Raw genomic sequence first — 15,394 nt, 5'->3', positions numbered from 1 at the left:
GGACGCCGAAAGCGGCATCCTTTTTTATCATTCAAATGACCATAAATCCGTTGATAAATAACGTTCTCCCGTATCGGCCGTCATACAGATGACGATCTGTTCGGAAGGGAGGCGTTTTGCGGTTTCAATGGCGGCGAAGCAGGCGGCGCCTGAAGACGGGCCGACGAGTATACCTTCTTCCCGGGCCAGACGACGTGTTGTCGTATACGCATCTTCATCAGATATTCTCATGATTTCATCGTAAACGTCCTGATTCAGTATGCCGGGAATAAATCCGGGGCTTGTCCCGACAAGCTTATGGGCTCCGGGTTTTCCGCCAGACAGGACGGGGGAACCCGCCGGCTCGGCGACATGAACAATCATATCCGGGAAAAGCTCCTTCAGCGTTTCTCCGGTTCCGGTAATGGTTCCGCCCGTTCCCGCCGTTGCCACAAAAGCACCGAGCGGTCTGTTGAGCTGCTGAACGGCCTGATAGATTTCAATGGCGGTCGTTTTTCGGTGGGCATCTGGATTAGCGCCGTTATCGAATTGCATCGGGATAAAACTTCCCGGAATCTGTTCGGCGAGTTCTTTCGCTTTTTTGATGCTGCCGGGCATTCTTTCCGCCCCTGGTGTTAACACAACCTCCGCGCCGTACGCTTTCAGGAGGTTGATGCGTTCCTTCGTCATCGTGTCAGGCATGACGAGGATTGCCTTGTAGCCGCGCGCCGCCGCGTTCATCGCCAGGCCGATGCCTGTGTTGCCGCTTGTCGGTTCGATGATGACAGAGCCGGGTTTTAAATGCCCGCTGTTTTCCGCTTCAATGATCATATTGTAAGCCGCTCTGTCTTTGACACTGCCGCTCGGGTTAAACGATTCTAATTTTAAATAGACCTGTGCTGCATGTTCTGGCTGAAGGCGATTGAGCTTTACGATCGGTGTGCCGCCGATCAGCTCCGCCGTGCTGTTTACGATTTTCAAGGCCGGCTCATTCCTTTCTGTATAAAACGTTCGGTACATAATATCCTATCATAATGAGCGGACAGGGTTCTCCTCTCCGCTTATCCGTTTTATAATAACACCATAACCAAAGAGGGGGAGATCCTCGTATGAGAGCTTCATTGCCGCATTATTTTATCGGCATTCCGATTCCGGCTGACATTGCTGAACCGATTTGGGAAGCAGCCAAAAAGGAGCCGGCGTTATCATTCAAAAAATGGGTGCACCCGCATGACTATCATATTACACTCATTTTTCTCGGAGCCGCGGATGAAGAACGGCTTGCGAAATTATCGTCGCTGCTCGCAGATACTGCGTCGGCAGCGCAGCCGTTTACCGTACAGTTTCAGCATCTGGATATTTTCGGCGACCGCAGACAGCCGAGAGTGCTTCACCTTGAGCCCGAACGGAATGAACTGCTCTTTGATTTGCGGGAAAAAACAAAACAGGCTGTTTTGAAAGCCGGTTTTCAAGTGGAAAAACGGCCTTATCACCCTCATATGACGATGGCGCGGAAGTGGGCGGGAGACCGGCCGTTTCCTGACGATGTGCCGTTTGAAAGCGGCAGGGTGCAAAGTGCCGTCAGCCGGTTTTCCCTGTTTCAGACCCATCTTGATCGGTCGCCTAAATACGAAGAAATCGCACAGTTTCAATTGACATAAACAAATATTCGGAGTGGAGAAATCACATGGCACAGATCATCAAAATTCACGACTGCATATCCAGATATGAACTTGATCCATATCATTATATGAACCAGTTTATCCGGCTGAAGAAAGAACGCTGGGAGGCGCTTCTTGAAGCGTTTGACCGGAAGACGGAAGAAAAAGAAACGGAAACGGCTGCAGGCGGGGAAACCGATCAAGCGCCGGCCAGGAAAAAATTTTCCTTGAAAAAGAGAAAAGAAGAAAATACGGCCGATATAAATGAAAAGAGGCACCAATGGTTTGATGAGCCGGAGGGAGAAGAGGCGCTGTTCGGGAATCTTCCGTCTCGAAAGTCTGAGCTCGCGCCTTTTTTCAAAGATCAGCTGTATGACTTTCAATTAAAATGGGCGAGCTCCACGCTTTCTCAAAAGTCTGAGCTTTCGCAGGCGGTCAAAAGGGACAGGATGTTAAAAATGCTGGCTCAAAAGCTGCCCGATTCCTATTTTGTGATGTATCATCCGGTTCTGCAAATTCAGCAGGCGTCCGTCGAACTGAGCATGATCATCATCTCGCCGCTGGAGATCTTCTGCGCTGCTTTTATGGAAGCGGAAGAGGACAGCGTATATATCGGATCAAAACACCGTTTTTGGGAAGAAAGGGGCTCCGGCAGCACGCGTCAAGTATTGAATCCGTCTCTCAGCCTGCACCGGACAGGCTCGGTCGTTTCGCAAATCGTAAAAGAAAAGCAGGCCGACATTCCCGTGCGGAAGCTTTTGCTCAGCAGAACGTCTTATATTGATTACCCGGAGCCGCCGTACGGGCTGGAAATAGCTGATAAACGGACTGCCGCAGAGTGGCTGGAAAAGCAGCAGAAAAATACGGCGCCGATCAAGCACCACCAGCTCAAAGCGGCGAAGGCTCTTTTGTCTTACGGCTTAAGCAATTCAAGCCGGAGACAGGAATGGCTTGATTAAAACCGACGTTTGCCGGCTGTCTCTTCATCTATGAAGCAGGTGAAAACAAACGATGAGTCAATGGTTTTTTATTATTAACCCGGTCTCAGGAGGCGGGCGGGGCCGGCGTGTCTGGAAATCAGTTCAAAAAGAGCTGACCAGGCGCGGGGTCAGCCACCGCTCTTTTTTGACCGGGCATCCCGGACATGCGGAGGTGCTGGCGAGGCAGATTTCAATGATGCAGGATCATAAGCTTAAGCGGCTGTTCGTCATCGGCGGTGACGGGACGATGCATGAAGTCATTAACGGACTGAAAGGAACGGATCAGATTGAGCTGACCTTTGTGCCTGCCGGTTCGTACAATGACTTTTCCAAAGGGCTTGGTATTAAGAAGGCGGCGCTTCTCCAAGAAATCAAAAGTCTGCACCGCCCGCTCACGCGGAAATTTTTTGCGGGAAACATCAACTTTTTTCATGACAAAGCGCAATCACTTTATTTTATTAACCACCTGTCTGTCGGCTTCGATGCCTCAGTTTTGAAGGCAGCCGCGAATTTTCCGTTTTCGCGCGTTCTTCGGTTTTTGCGTCTCGGCTTTGTGATTTACCCGCTCGCGCATTTACATACAGCCTCGGGGTTTCAGCCGTTCAGATTTATTTGCACGGCAGACGGCCAGAGGCGTGAATTCCGCAATGTCTGGTTTGTCATTGCGGCTAATCACCCTTATTACGGAGGCGGCATGAAAGCGGCGCCTTCAGCAAATCCCCGTCAAAACCATTTTGATATTGTCATTGCAGAAAACCTGTCCTTTTTCTCGCTGTATCGTTTTTTATGGGCGATGAGCTTCGGCCGGCATATCAAAATGGACGGAGTGACGATGATAAAGGGGAAGGAATTCGTTTTTGAAACAGATGGGAAAATTCCGTTTCACACTGACGGCGAGCTGATCGGAACGACGCCGTTTCGGCTTATGCCGGGCGGTGCGCCGTTGAAAATAAAAACATAATAAACAAATGAAACCCGTCAAATGTTTCACGGCAAAGAGCGGTTCCGGCATAAATCTTCAGAATTCACAGGTGTTCTTGCTAGTTTTGCTTGACGAAGTTTGTGCTGTAGCGCTAAAATTTATAGGACGGCTATTGATTAGCATATGAGACTCTCAATAGCTGTCTTTTTTATTCTCATGAAATTGTTTATGACAGGCCGCTCCGCCAATAGAGAAAGGCTGGAGGCCTATTCTAAAATATTTTAAGAAATGATGGGTTGAACATTGATATGAACTGGTTGGGACAATTACTAGGTAGCGATTGGGAGATCTTCCCCGCCGGAGGAGCTACAGGAGATGCATATTATGCGAAACATAACGGCCAACAGCTTTTTTTAAAACGTAATAGCTCGCCCTTTTTAGCCGTGTTATCCGCCGAAGGCATTGTTCCGAAGCTGGTTTGGACGAAACGGATGGAAAACGGAGACGTCATTACGGCTCAGCATTGGATGGCGGGCAGGGAGCTGAAGGCAAAGGATATGAGCGGACGCCCGGTGGCTGAGCTGCTCCGCAAAATCCACACATCAAAAGCTTTGCTCGACATGCTGAAAAGATTGGGAAAAGAACCGCTTGATCCGGGCGCCCTTTTGTCGCAGCTGAAGCAGGCCGTCTTTGCCGTGCGGCAATTTTCGCCGCTTATTCAGGAAGGCCTTGCTTATTTGGAAGCTCATGTGGATCAGGTGCAATTCGGTGAAAAAGTCGTTTGCCATTGTGATGTGAATCATAATAACTGGCTTCTGTCTGAAGACAACCAGCTGTATTTAATAGATTGGGACGGCGCCATGATAGCCGATCCGGCCATGGATCTCGGCCCTTTATTGTATCATTACGTCGAAGAGCCAGCGTGGGACAGCTGGCTTGGGATGTACGGCATGAAGCTCACGGAAGGGCTTCGGCTGCGGATGGCGTGGTACATGTTATCGGAGACCATCACCTTCATCGCCTGGCACAAATCAAAAGGAAACGACAAAGCGTATCATGATGCCATGGAAGAGCTTCATGCCCTGATGAAGCGGATTGTCAAGTAGTCAGGAGTACGAATCCATCTGCTCCACCCATTGGGACAAATGGTTTTGGTGCTCCTGAATATGCGTGTCGATGGAATCGGCCGTGATGCCGGACTGGCTGTAGCGGTAGATGTCCTCGAGCACGTTTTTTATATTTGAATCAAGCCCGGTGTTGGCCATCAGTGATTTGATGACGCGCTCCAGCTGTTCATACTCGGCAACCGTGCCGCAGCAATCCAATTGATGGTCGGCCAATATGTCCTTTAATAACCGGACCTGATGTTCGCTTGTTAAGCCCATGATTCATATACACATCCTTTCTGTGTCATACATTGTGCAAAGCGGTGCGGTTTTATGCATCACATGAGTGTTCCGGACCGGGGAGCCTCTTTTTTTATGCAGCCGGCGCCTTTAAAAGGCGCTTGCGGCTCTTTATGTTTCATGGTATGTTGTTACTCGAAATTATAGATAGAGGTGTCAATCATATGAGAATGCGCCATAAACCTTGGGCGAATGATTTTCTGGCAGAAAACGCTGACATCGCCATCAGTGATCCGGCCCAGTATAAAGGGCGATGGAACACGGTCTTTGGCAATGACAACCCGATCCATATTGAAGTCGGTACGGGAAAAGGGCAGTTCATTTCAGGAATGGCCAAGCAGAATCCGGATATCAACTATATCGGAATTGAGCTGTTTAAAAGCGTCATCGTCACTGCCGTTCAAAAAGTAAAGGACAGCGAGGCTCACAATGTCCGTTTGTTAAATATAGACGCGGAAACACTGAATGACGTATTTGAACGGGGAGAAATCAAGCGCGTATATTTAAACTTTTCTGACCCGTGGCCGAAAAACCGTCACGAAAAGCGCCGTTTAACATTTAAAACGTTCTTGAAAAAATACGAAGAAGTGATGGGCGAAACAGGTGAGATTCATTTTAAAACCGATAACCGCGGTTTATTCGAATACTCTCTGAAAAGCTTTTCCGAATACGGCCTGCTTCTGACGGAAGTCAGCCTTGATCTGCACAACAGCGATCCGAAGGGCAATATTATGACAGAATACGAAGAAAAATTCTCCGCGCTCGGCCAGCCGATTTACCGGGCCGAAGTTGAATGGAGAACAAAAGACAGACTCTGATGCGGGAGTCTGTTTTTTTATGCCGCCATTTGCTACCATTACATCAGGAGGGATCAAGATGGAGACATTGAATATTGGGAATATTTCATTAACATGGCTGGACGGCGGTGTAACGCATATGGACGGAGGAGCGATGTTCGGCGTTGTCCCGAAGCCTTTATGGTCGAGAAAATACCCCGTAAATGACAAAAACCAGATTGAATTAAGAACAGACCCGATTTTGATCAGAAAAAACGGCCTGAATATAATGGTTGACGCGGGTATCGGCCGAGGGAAATTCTCTGATAAACAAAAAAGGAATTACGGCGTAACACAGGAATCCAATCTGAAACAATCTCTTCGTGAACTCGGGCTTTCCTGTGAGGACATTCATATTGCCGCGATGACCCATCTTCATTTTGACCATGCATGCGGCCTGACGGAATACAGCGGAGAGGAGCTTGTCTCTGTTTTCCCGAATGCCCGCATTATCACTTCTGCGACAGAGTGGCGCGAAATGAGAAACCCTAATATCAGATCGAAAAATACATATTGGAGAGAAAATTGGGAGGCGGTACAAGATCAGGTCGAAACCTTTGAGAACGAGTATCAGCTGACAGAAGGCATTACGATGCACCACACCGGCGGCCACAGCGACGGCCACAGCGTCATCGTCTTAGAAGACGAAGGGGAAACGGCTGTGCATTTTGCCGACCTGATGCCGACGAACGCGCATAAAAATCCGTTATGGGTGCTGGCCTATGATGATTATCCGATGACCTCTATTCCGCAAAAGCAGAAATGGCAGACGTTCGCGGCAGAAAAAGACGCCTGGCTGATTTTCTATCACGACGCGATTTACAGAGCGGTAAAATGGGGAGAAGACGGCGAAGTGGCTGCATCTGTCAGACGGGAGAAAAAATAGGCGGATCGATGATTTACCTGTATGAATTTCGGGAATAAAAGCAAACCTAAGACAAATTGCTTTGAAAGGAAGAGACAGGTGAATCAATTTCAAGTGACGAAAGATGGAGAAATCAAAACAACTCTGCGCGGATTAGAAGTACTTTCTACGCCTTTTTTAAATAAAGGGGTGGCCTTTACACAGGAGGAAAGAAAGGAACTCGGACTCGAGGGGTTTCTGCCGCCGAAAGTATTGACAATCGAAGAGCAGGCGAGGCGGGCCTATGAACAATTCAGTTCGCAGCCTGATGAGCTGAGCAAAAATGTCTACTTGACCGCTCTCCATGATCGGAATGAAACGTTATTTTACAGGCTGTTAAATGATCATTTAGGCGAAATGCTGCCGATCGTCTATACGCCGACCGTCGGCACCGCGATCCAGCGTTACAGCCATGAGTACAGAAAACCCCGCGGTCTGTATTTGTCAATAGATGACCCTGAAGGAATGCGCGCCGCATTTCAGCAGTTCGGAAAAAATGAAAACATTGACTTAATCGTTGCCACAGATGCCGAGGGCATTCTGGGAATCGGTGACTGGGGCGTCGGCGGCATCGCCATTTCTGTCGGAAAACTTGCGGTGTATACGGCGGCGGCCGGAATTGATCCGTCACGAGTGCTTGCGGTCGTGTTGGACGCGGGGACAAATCAGGAAAGCCTCTTAAATGACCCGCTGTATGTCGGAAACCAGCATTCAAGAGTGCGCGGCGAGAAATATGACCGCTTTATTGATGAGTATGTCTCGCTTGCCCGGGAAACATTCCCGAATGCGCTGCTTCATTGGGAAGATTTCGGTACGGCTAACGCCCGCGGCATATTGAAACGGTATAAAGATAAAGTCTGTACGTTTAATGATGACATTCAAGGAACGGGCGCAGTATCGCTTGCAGCTGTTTTAGCGTGTGCGAAAGCATCAAAAGTGCCTTTAAAAGAGCATAAAGTCGTCGTCTTCGGTGCGGGAACGGCCGGTATCGGAATTGCTGAGCAGCTGCGCGAAGCCATGGTGCATGACGGATTAAGCGAAGATGAATCCTACAGCCATTTTTGGTGTATCGACAGAAACGGATTGTTAACGGATGATATGAAGGACTTGCGTGATTTTCAGGTTCCGTACGCGCGCTCTGCTGATGAAGTGAAAGAGTACGGCCGCAGCGGTGAAGGCGGATCAATTGATCTGGCGGAGACGGTGCGTCAGGCCAAGCCGACGATTCTGATCGGCACATCCACTGTATCAGGCGCATTTACGGAAGAAATCGTCAAAGAAATGGCCTCACATGTCAAACGGCCCGCTATTTTGCCGATGTCAAACCCGACCACATTATCAGAAGCAAAACCTGAAGATTTAATTAAATGGACGGAAGGCCGCGCGCTTGTCACGACGGGAAGTCCATTCCCGCCTGTCGCGTATAACGGCGTTACCTACCATATCGGACAGGCGAACAACGCGCTCGTATTCCCGGGACTCGGACTCGGCACGATTGTGACAAAAGCAAGGCTCATTACGGACAATATGTTCGTTGCCTGCGCGAATGCCATCGCCGGTATGGTGGACGTCGGCAAGCCGGGGGCGCCGATGCTTCCGAAAGTGGAGGATCTCAGGACGGTATCGGCAACTGTGGCGGTAGCCGTAGCGAAAGCGGCCATTCAGGACGGTGTAGCGGAAATGGAACCCGAGGATCTGATTCAAACGGTGCAGGATGCGATGTGGCACCCCGTATATAAACGAATTCGGCCGATGTAACCGAATAAAGCCCAAAACGCTGATGGTTTTGGGCTTTATTTTTTGCTTGTCCGAATTATGAGGCGACAGAATCAATGACATCGACAATCTGGCCTGTTTTTGCATTGACCATAACTTCATATTGCTCCAGTTCGCCGAATGCCGAACGTGTCACGCCGGTTTTGTATACCTGGATGGTTTCTCCGTTTACCTGGTAGGGCTCGGGCTCTGTGTAAATCCATGATCCGTCTATCGGCCCGCGCTGTTTAAAAGCCGCTTTCACGATACGGAGCGCTTTTTCTGAAGAGATATAAGGTTTCATCGCATACTTTTTCACTGCGATGGCAGCGCATAATCCGACTCCTGCACCTAAGAGAAAATGACGTAATTTCAATATGAAGCACCTCCAATTATGTCGTAGTTTTTATTATACAGAAGATGCCAGACGGTGTTAAGTAAAGCGGCGGTTTTCCAGCCCATTCAATTTGAGCGCTTGGAAAACGGTTGTTTTTCTAATAAAATAAAAGCATTACATAGAAATGAGGGGAAAATATGAATGAGGAAACGAAAACGCTTTTCCGGACGCTGACGCAGCTTCCCGGCGCACCGGGAAATGAACATCAGGTCCGCTCCTTTATGAAACGGGAGCTTGCGAAATATGCGGATGACATCGTGCAGGACAGACTCGGAAGTGTTTTCGGAGTAAGGCGCGGCGCTGAAGATGCGCCGACCGTTATGGTAGCCGGCCATATGGACGAAGTCGGGTTTATGGTAACGCAGATTACGGATAACGGCATGCTGAGATTTCAGACGCTCGGCGGCTGGTGGAGTCAGGTGCTGCTTGCCCAGCGCGTCGAGGTGCAGACGGATAACGGACCGATTATCGGCGTCATCTCAAGCATCCCGCCCCACATTTTAACGGATGCCCAGCGCGCAAAGCCGATGGAGATCAAAAATATGATGATTGATATCGGTGCCGATGACAGAGAGGACGCGGTCAGAATGGGGATCAGACCGGGACAGCAGGTCGTGCCGGTCTGCCCGTTCACCCCGATGGCCAACGAGAAGAAAATATTGTCCAAAGCGTGGGATAACCGCTACGGCTGCGGGTTAAGCATTGAACTATTAAAAGAGCTGCACGGAAAAGAGTTGCCGAACAATCTGTACGCCGGGGCCACCGTTCAGGAGGAAGTCGGCCTGAGAGGGGCGCAGACAGCGGCCAATATGATTCAGCCCGATCTCTTCTTCGCGCTTGATGCCAGCCCGGCAAATGATATGAGCGGCGATAAGGAGCTGTTCGGCCGTCTCGGCGAGGGGGTGCTGCTCCGCATTCTTGACAGAACGACGGTCATGCACCGCGGGATGAGAGAGTTCGTCCTTGATATGGCGGAAACGCACAATATCCCTTATCAATATTTCGCTTCAGGCGGGGGAACGGATGCCGGACGGGTCCACATATCAAACAGCGGGGTTCCGTCTGCCGTCATCGGCATTTGTTCAAGATACATTCATACAAATGCCGCTATCATCCATGTCGATGATTATGCCGCGGCGAAAGAAATGCTCATTAAGCTGGTCATGGCGAGTGACAAACAGACGGTCGAAACGATCAGAGAAAATGTGTAAAAAAATAAGCAGGACCGCATAAAGGCGGCCTGCTTATTCTATTTCAAATAAATAAGAGAGTGCTTTCATCGCTTGATTGACGGTTTCGACCGTGATATTCGCTTTTCCGGAAAGCTCTTTCAGCGGGTGATGCAGCTCTTTCGGACGGATGAGAATGAGCGGCTTTCCTTTTGCGATGGCATAAGAAGCATCCATCGCGGTATTCCACTGTTTATATTTCTCGCCAAACAGGGCGATTACAAAATCGGCTTTTTCCATCAGCACTTCTGTACGGAAATTGTTGATATCAGAAGCTCTGGCGTCTTTTAAAACAGAATCGGGCTGCACGCCCATAATCTCTTCTCCGATATTGTCTGAGCGTTCATGGTTTTCCATCGGGCCGACAAACGTAATCGGCAGGTCCAGCGCTGTTGCTTTTTGTTTGAGCTCATCCCGCCACTCACTGTGGATTTCACCCGCTAAATACACGACAAACTGCATCTTTTGCCCCTCCTTATGTACATATTCAGATTTTCGTACGGCTACAAGCAAAATGGTAAACGAAACTTGCTTGATAATGCAAATGAAATATGATAATGATATTGCATATAGTTGGTCTTGCCGTACACAGTCTGGTATGATCCAATTGGACAAACATCAGCATATAAAAAACTCATAATCCAGATGGAGGAATGACAATGAAAAAGATTGAAAGCACGGAAGAATTGCAAAAAGCGGTACAAGACGATTGGGCGGTATTTATGTTTTCAGCGGATTGGTGCCCGGACTGCCGCTTTGTGGAGCCGTTTCTCCCTGAGCTGGAAGCGGACTTTCCTGAATTCACTTATTACTACGTAGACCGCGATCAATTTATTGATACATGCGCGGAATGGGAAATTTACGGCATTCCGAGCTTTGTTGTGTTTAACGGAGGAAAAGAAGTGAACCGCTTCGTCAGCAAAGACCGTAAAACAAAAGAAGAAATTGAGCAATTTTTAACCGATTCCCTTGCTAAAGCATAAAGGAGGCCACGGGCTTTGAAAATGACCTCAAGGAAGCTGGCGGATTTATTAAAACAGCGCCTGCAGCACGAGAACCGATCCTTCTTTTTTGACAGAGAAAAAGACACCCTCCGTGTTGAGGATCAAACGACCAAAAAAGGCATCACATTGGAGCTCCCGCCGATCATTGCGAAGTGGGAGACGAAAAAAGAAGAAGCGATCGACGAAATCGTCTACTATGTGTCAGAAGCAATGGAGGCGATGGAAGGCAGCGGACAGGAGATGTCCGGAAAGGAAGCCGGAATCTATCCGGTCATCCGCTCCACATCATTTCCCGATCAAACGAGCGACGGCATTCCGCTCGTGTATGATGACCATACGGCCGAAACAAGAATCTACTACGCGCTTGACCTCGGTAAGACGTACCGCTTAATTGACAGCCGGATGCTCGAGAAAGAAAACTGGACAAAAGAACGCATCAGGGAGACGGCGTCATTCAATCTCCGCTCTCTTCCTTCGGTCGTGAAACAGGATACGGTTGCGGACAATTATTTTTATTTTTTCAGGGCGAATGACGGCTATGACGCCAGCCGGATTCTCAATGATTCGATTCTTCATGAATACAAGCAGGCCGCTGAAGGCGAATTGGCGATTTCAATCCCGCACCAGGATGTATTAATACTTGCTGACATTCGAAATGAATCGGGTTATGATATTTTAGGGCAAATGTCCATGAGCTTCTTTGCAAGCGGCACGGTGCCGATTACGGCCCTTTCATTTCTGTATAATGAAGGCAGACTGGAACCTGTGTTTATCATGGCGAAAAGCCGGCCGAAAAAGGATTAGAAAGGATTTTTCTTATGAACGCTTTTTACAATAAAGAAGGTGTGGGAGATACGCTTCTGATCTCTCTTAAAGATGCAGCACGCGAAGAAATCGGCTATGAAAGAGAAGGCGATGTCGTCAGAATCTTTAACAAAGAAACAAAAGAAACGACGGGCTTTAACATTTTTAACGTGTCTTCTTACTTACAGATTGAGGACAACGGCCCCGTCGCTTTGTCTGAGACATTCGTTCAGGATGTGAATGAAATACTGAACAGAAACGGCGTCTCAGAAACGCTGACGGTTGACCTTTCTCCGAAATTTGTTGTCGGTCACGTTGAATCGAAAGAAAAACATCCGAATGCGGATAAACTGAATATCTGCCAAGTGAATGTGGGAGAGGAAACCCTTCAAATCGTTTGCGGCGCGCCGAACGTGGACAAAGGGCAAAAAGTCGTCGTCGCTAAAGTCGGCGCGGTAATGCCGAGCGGACTTGTGATTAAAGACGCTGAATTAAGAGGCGTTCCGTCAAGCGGCATGATCTGCTCCGCGAAAGAACTCGCTTTGCCGGATGCGCCGGCGGAAAAAGGGATTCTTGTTCTTGAAGACAGCCGCGAGGCCGGCGAAGCATTTCAATTCTAACTCCCATAAATAAGCGCACAGAATCGAATGATGTGAGAGAAAGCCGTTAAGCAGGCCTGCTTAACGGCTTTCTTCAGTTGGGAGCTTAATCTTTTCTGAGCCGCCCGGCAATGGTATACTAATATCGTCCCAGACTACTAAAAAGGGAGTTAGAGAGTGATTAAACATGAGTTGGCTGAATAAATTTTTTGACTTATTTTTAGGTGAAAAAGAAGAAGAGCATGAACGTGAACCAAACACGCATGCCCAAATCCCGAAACAGCAGATACCGGATCAGCCAGAAGGCAAATTCACGCGCATGGAAGATCCTAAAATATATTACGAATATCCGAAAGGGAATTTCCGCTTCCCCGTCGTTCCGGACGGCTATAAGCGAACGGAGCAAAACCAAAGACAGCGGGAAAGGCACGAACGCCGCCAGCCGTCCCGGGATTATGCCGCCGGGAAGGAGCAAACCGAGCGGAAACAGCATACACATAAAGAGCCTGAAACGGTGAAAAAGCCCTTTAAACCGTCATCCATTCCTTCACCGGTTTACGGCTTTCAATCTCAGCACAGCATAAAAAAAGCGCCTATATCCGAAAAGCGGCGTGAAGAGAACGTAACACTGCTGTCAGAGGAGCAATTTGTTCCGACAAAAGCCCGTCAGGAAACGGAAAAAGAGCCCGTCTTCACAACATCCGGCATAACAAAACAGACGAATGACCGGCCAGACCCGTTTGTGAAACAAGAAACGGAAGAAATCCAGGCCGTTAAAAAAGAGGAGCTTCACACCGAGGCTGAGAATGCAAAAGAGCAAGTGTTTGCAGCACCAGAACCGCAGCAGGCTGAAGAGCGGGAGCACACGGAAAGCGCGGAATCTGCCGGCTTTACAGAAGAACAAGAGCATGAACAAACCCGCCCGCAGCCTATTGAAGAGCCTGAGTATGAAGCATCCCGAACGGCTGACAACACAGAGGAACAAGCGGCGCCGCAGGAGGAATATCAGGAGCCTGAGCCGGAAAAAGCACCGCCTTTTGAAACCGCAGAAGAACCGGTGTATACATACACAGAACCCGGATACGATGAGGAAGTTCAGCCGCAGTCTGAAGACAAGCCCGAATCAGCTGAAACCGACGCGAAACAGGAAGCAGACTCTCAGCCTGAGTACAATGAAGTCACGCGGCATTCAGAGCCCGAGCCTGAACCTGCAAGCATCGAGACGGCCGATGCTCCGTCCCGGCCTGCCGAAGAAAAAACGGAGTATCCCGGACAGCCTCAGACTGTGAGAAAAGCGGAGCGGCCGAAAGAGCGCAATGTTCCGTTTAACGTCATGATGCTTAAAAGCGATAAACACAAGCAGACGAAGACGCCGGAGGGCGGAGCGAGCTATGTCTTTCCGAATCTGTCGCTTCTGGACGTACCGCCGGCGCAAAGACATGACGACCAATCGTGGATTGAAGAACAGCGCGAGCTTTTAAACGTTACACTGAAAAACTTTAATGTGCGCGCCCAAGTCGTTCATGTCACACAAGGCCCGTCCGTCACACGTTTTGAAGTGCATCCTGAGCCCGGAGTGAAAGTGAACAAAATTACAAACTTAGCAGATGATATTAAACTGAGCCTGTCTGCCAAGGATATTCGGATTGAGGCGCCGATCCCCGGTAAAAACACGATCGGCATTGAAGTTCCGAACCGTGTAAGCAAAGTCGTCGATTTAAGGCAGATGATCAGAAGCGCCGCTTTCAGGACGAATCCGTCTCCGCTTACAGCCGCGCTCGGTGTCGATATTTCCGGAAACCCGGTCGTCATTGATTTGAAAAAGATGCCGCACGGGTTGATAGCGGGTGCGACAGGATCGGGAAAAAGCGTCTGCATCAATACCATTTTGGTCAGTCTGCTTTATAAGGCGGATCCGAGTGATGTCAAAATGCTTCTGATTGATCCGAAAATGGTCGAGCTTGCGCCTTATAACCAAATTCCGCATTTGGTCAGCCCCGTCATCACGGACGCCAAAGCCGCGACCGCCGCGTTAAAATGGGTTGTGGAAGAGATGGAACGGCGATATGAACTGTTTGCCCATTCGGGTGTGAGAGATATCGGCCGCTTTAATGAATTAACCGCCGATCATAAGACAGGCGAAAAGCTCCCGTACCTCGTAGTGGTTATTGATGAGCTTGCCGATTTAATGATGGTCGCGCCGAACGATGTGGAAGAAAGCATTGCCAGAATCGCGCAGAAAGCGAGAGCCTGCGGCATTCATCTGCTTGTCGCGACACAGCGTCCGTCTGTCGATGTCATTACCGGAATGATTAAGGCAAACATACCGACGAGGATTGCATTCTCCGTCTCAAGCCAGGTAGATTCCAGAACGATCATCGACATGGCGGGAGCGGAAAAGCTGCTCGGAAAAGGCGACATGCTGTACTGGGAAAACGGTACCGGAAAACCGGTGCGCCTGCAAGGCAACTTTGTATCCGACAGAGAAATTGACCGCGTCGTCTCTCATGTCAGAAAGCAGCTGCCGCCTTCTTATTTGTTTGAACAGGAAGAACTGATCAGGCAGGGAACTGCCCTCAAGGAAGAAGACGAACTGTTTCCTGAGGCGTGCCAATTCGTCGTGGAGCAAAACAGTGCCAGCACCTCAAGCCTTCAAAGAAGGTTCCGAATCGGTTATAACCGCGCCGCAAGGCTGATTGACATGATGGAAGCCGAGGGCATGATCTCAGAAGCGAAGGGCAGCAAGCCCCGTGAAGTGCTGATTACGGCCGCTGACATTGCTCAAGAATAAGAATATCGTTCATTTTTCTCACAAACATGGTATGATAGTGGATGGACCATCAAAACTGCATCACTGTCACGCGCTGAAATATCATGCGGCAGGTTTAATCAAAAAGAAAGTTACAGATACTGACGAT

At 49.1% G+C, this 15,394-nt stretch carries 16 protein-coding genes; 12 read left to right on the top strand and 4 right to left on the bottom strand.

All coding sequences use genetic code 11. The features are described from left to right. Window positions 1-27: 27 nt before the first annotated feature. On the bottom strand, window positions 28-999 hold the full coding sequence (gene cysK, locus G4O42_RS14230; RefSeq protein ID WP_087920777.1) for a cysteine synthase A: 972 nt from the start codon (window positions 997-999) through the stop codon (window positions 28-30). Window positions 1,000-1,088: 89 nt separating this feature from the next. On the opposite strand from cysK, the gene thpR reads away from it, so the two are divergent. The 4 genes from thpR to G4O42_RS14210 all read left to right on the top strand — a co-directional run bounded on the left by thpR (window position 1,089) and on the right by G4O42_RS14210 (window position 4,648). After that, window positions 1,089-1,640 (top strand): RNA 2',3'-cyclic phosphodiesterase, encoded by a 552-nt coding sequence (gene thpR, locus G4O42_RS14225; RefSeq protein WP_032873603.1) that lies wholly within the window; start codon window positions 1,089-1,091, stop codon window positions 1,638-1,640. 26 nt (window positions 1,641-1,666) lie between these two features. Next, the gene (locus tag G4O42_RS14220) at window positions 1,667-2,599 is read left to right on the top strand and encodes a hypothetical protein (protein WP_032873605.1); all 933 of its coding nucleotides are present in this window, start codon (window positions 1,667-1,669) and stop codon (window positions 2,597-2,599) included. Between the two features lie 52 nt (window positions 2,600-2,651). After that, window positions 2,652-3,581: a YegS/Rv2252/BmrU family lipid kinase gene (locus G4O42_RS14215; RefSeq protein ID WP_032873608.1), complete on the top strand. Its 930-nt coding sequence runs from the start codon at window positions 2,652-2,654 to the stop codon at window positions 3,579-3,581. 269 nt (window positions 3,582-3,850) lie between these two features. Beyond that, window positions 3,851-4,648: a phosphotransferase family protein gene (locus tag G4O42_RS14210; protein WP_003152355.1), complete on the top strand. Its 798-nt coding sequence runs from the start codon at window positions 3,851-3,853 to the stop codon at window positions 4,646-4,648. Here the strand turns inward: G4O42_RS14210 and G4O42_RS14205 are convergent, their stop codons facing one another. After that, the gene (locus G4O42_RS14205) at window positions 4,649-4,927 is read right to left on the bottom strand and encodes a YtzH-like family protein (protein WP_032873610.1); all 279 of its coding nucleotides are present in this window, start codon (window positions 4,925-4,927) and stop codon (window positions 4,649-4,651) included. It abuts the gene before it with no gap. A gap of 185 nt (window positions 4,928-5,112) precedes the next feature. Here G4O42_RS14205 and trmB point away from each other — a divergent pair, with 185 nt between their 5' ends. The 3 genes from trmB to G4O42_RS14190 all read left to right on the top strand — a co-directional run bounded on the left by trmB (window position 5,113) and on the right by G4O42_RS14190 (window position 8,446). Next, window positions 5,113-5,766, top strand: coding sequence for a tRNA (guanosine(46)-N7)-methyltransferase TrmB (gene trmB, locus G4O42_RS14200; protein WP_032873614.1), 654 nt, complete (start codon window positions 5,113-5,115; stop codon window positions 5,764-5,766). Window positions 5,767-5,824: 58 nt separating this feature from the next. Then, window positions 5,825-6,670, top strand: coding sequence for a YtnP family quorum-quenching lactonase (locus G4O42_RS14195; protein ID WP_032873616.1), 846 nt, complete (start codon window positions 5,825-5,827; stop codon window positions 6,668-6,670). A gap of 78 nt (window positions 6,671-6,748) precedes the next feature. Then, window positions 6,749-8,446 carry an NAD-dependent malic enzyme gene (locus G4O42_RS14190; protein ID WP_032873618.1) on the top strand — a complete coding sequence of 566 codons (1,698 nt, stop codon included), beginning with the start codon at window positions 6,749-6,751 and terminating at the stop codon, window positions 8,444-8,446. A gap of 55 nt (window positions 8,447-8,501) precedes the next feature. On the opposite strand, the gene G4O42_RS14185 is transcribed toward G4O42_RS14190, so the two are convergent. Further along, window positions 8,502-8,819: a PepSY domain-containing protein gene (locus G4O42_RS14185; RefSeq protein WP_003152366.1), complete on the bottom strand. Its 318-nt coding sequence runs from the start codon at window positions 8,817-8,819 to the stop codon at window positions 8,502-8,504. 158 nt (window positions 8,820-8,977) lie between these two features. Between G4O42_RS14185 and G4O42_RS14180 the strand changes: the two genes are divergently transcribed. After that, window positions 8,978-10,051 carry a M42 family metallopeptidase gene (locus G4O42_RS14180; protein ID WP_032873620.1) on the top strand — a complete coding sequence of 358 codons (1,074 nt, stop codon included), beginning with the start codon at window positions 8,978-8,980 and terminating at the stop codon, window positions 10,049-10,051. A gap of 33 nt (window positions 10,052-10,084) precedes the next feature. On the opposite strand, the gene G4O42_RS14175 is transcribed toward G4O42_RS14180, so the two are convergent. Continuing rightward, entirely contained in the window at window positions 10,085-10,531 is a 447-nt protein-coding gene (locus G4O42_RS14175) for a YtoQ family protein (RefSeq protein ID WP_032873622.1), read from the bottom strand. A gap of 197 nt (window positions 10,532-10,728) precedes the next feature. Between G4O42_RS14175 and G4O42_RS14170 the strand changes: the two genes are divergently transcribed. The 4 genes from G4O42_RS14170 to G4O42_RS14155 all read left to right on the top strand — a co-directional run bounded on the left by G4O42_RS14170 (window position 10,729) and on the right by G4O42_RS14155 (window position 15,267). Continuing rightward, entirely contained in the window at window positions 10,729-11,052 is a 324-nt protein-coding gene (locus G4O42_RS14170; RefSeq protein ID WP_003152373.1) for a thioredoxin family protein, read from the top strand. 15 nt (window positions 11,053-11,067) lie between these two features. After that, window positions 11,068-11,877 (top strand): DUF1444 domain-containing protein, encoded by an 810-nt coding sequence (locus G4O42_RS14165; protein WP_079891120.1) that lies wholly within the window; start codon window positions 11,068-11,070, stop codon window positions 11,875-11,877. 14 nt (window positions 11,878-11,891) lie between these two features. Further along, entirely contained in the window at window positions 11,892-12,497 is a 606-nt protein-coding gene (ytpR, locus tag G4O42_RS14160) for a YtpR family tRNA-binding protein (RefSeq protein WP_003152375.1), read from the top strand. Between the two features lie 166 nt (window positions 12,498-12,663). Beyond that, entirely contained in the window at window positions 12,664-15,267 is a 2,604-nt protein-coding gene (locus G4O42_RS14155; protein WP_032873624.1) for a DNA translocase FtsK, read from the top strand. The last annotated feature ends 127 nt before the right edge of the window (window positions 15,268-15,394 follow it).

Source organism: Bacillus sp. LUNF1 (assembly GCF_011008975.1).
Lineage (GTDB): Bacteria > Bacillota > Bacilli > Bacillales > Bacillaceae > Bacillus > Bacillus velezensis.
The sequence above is the reverse complement of the archived record's forward strand: the minus strand, read 5'-3'. Positions and strand labels throughout refer to the sequence as shown.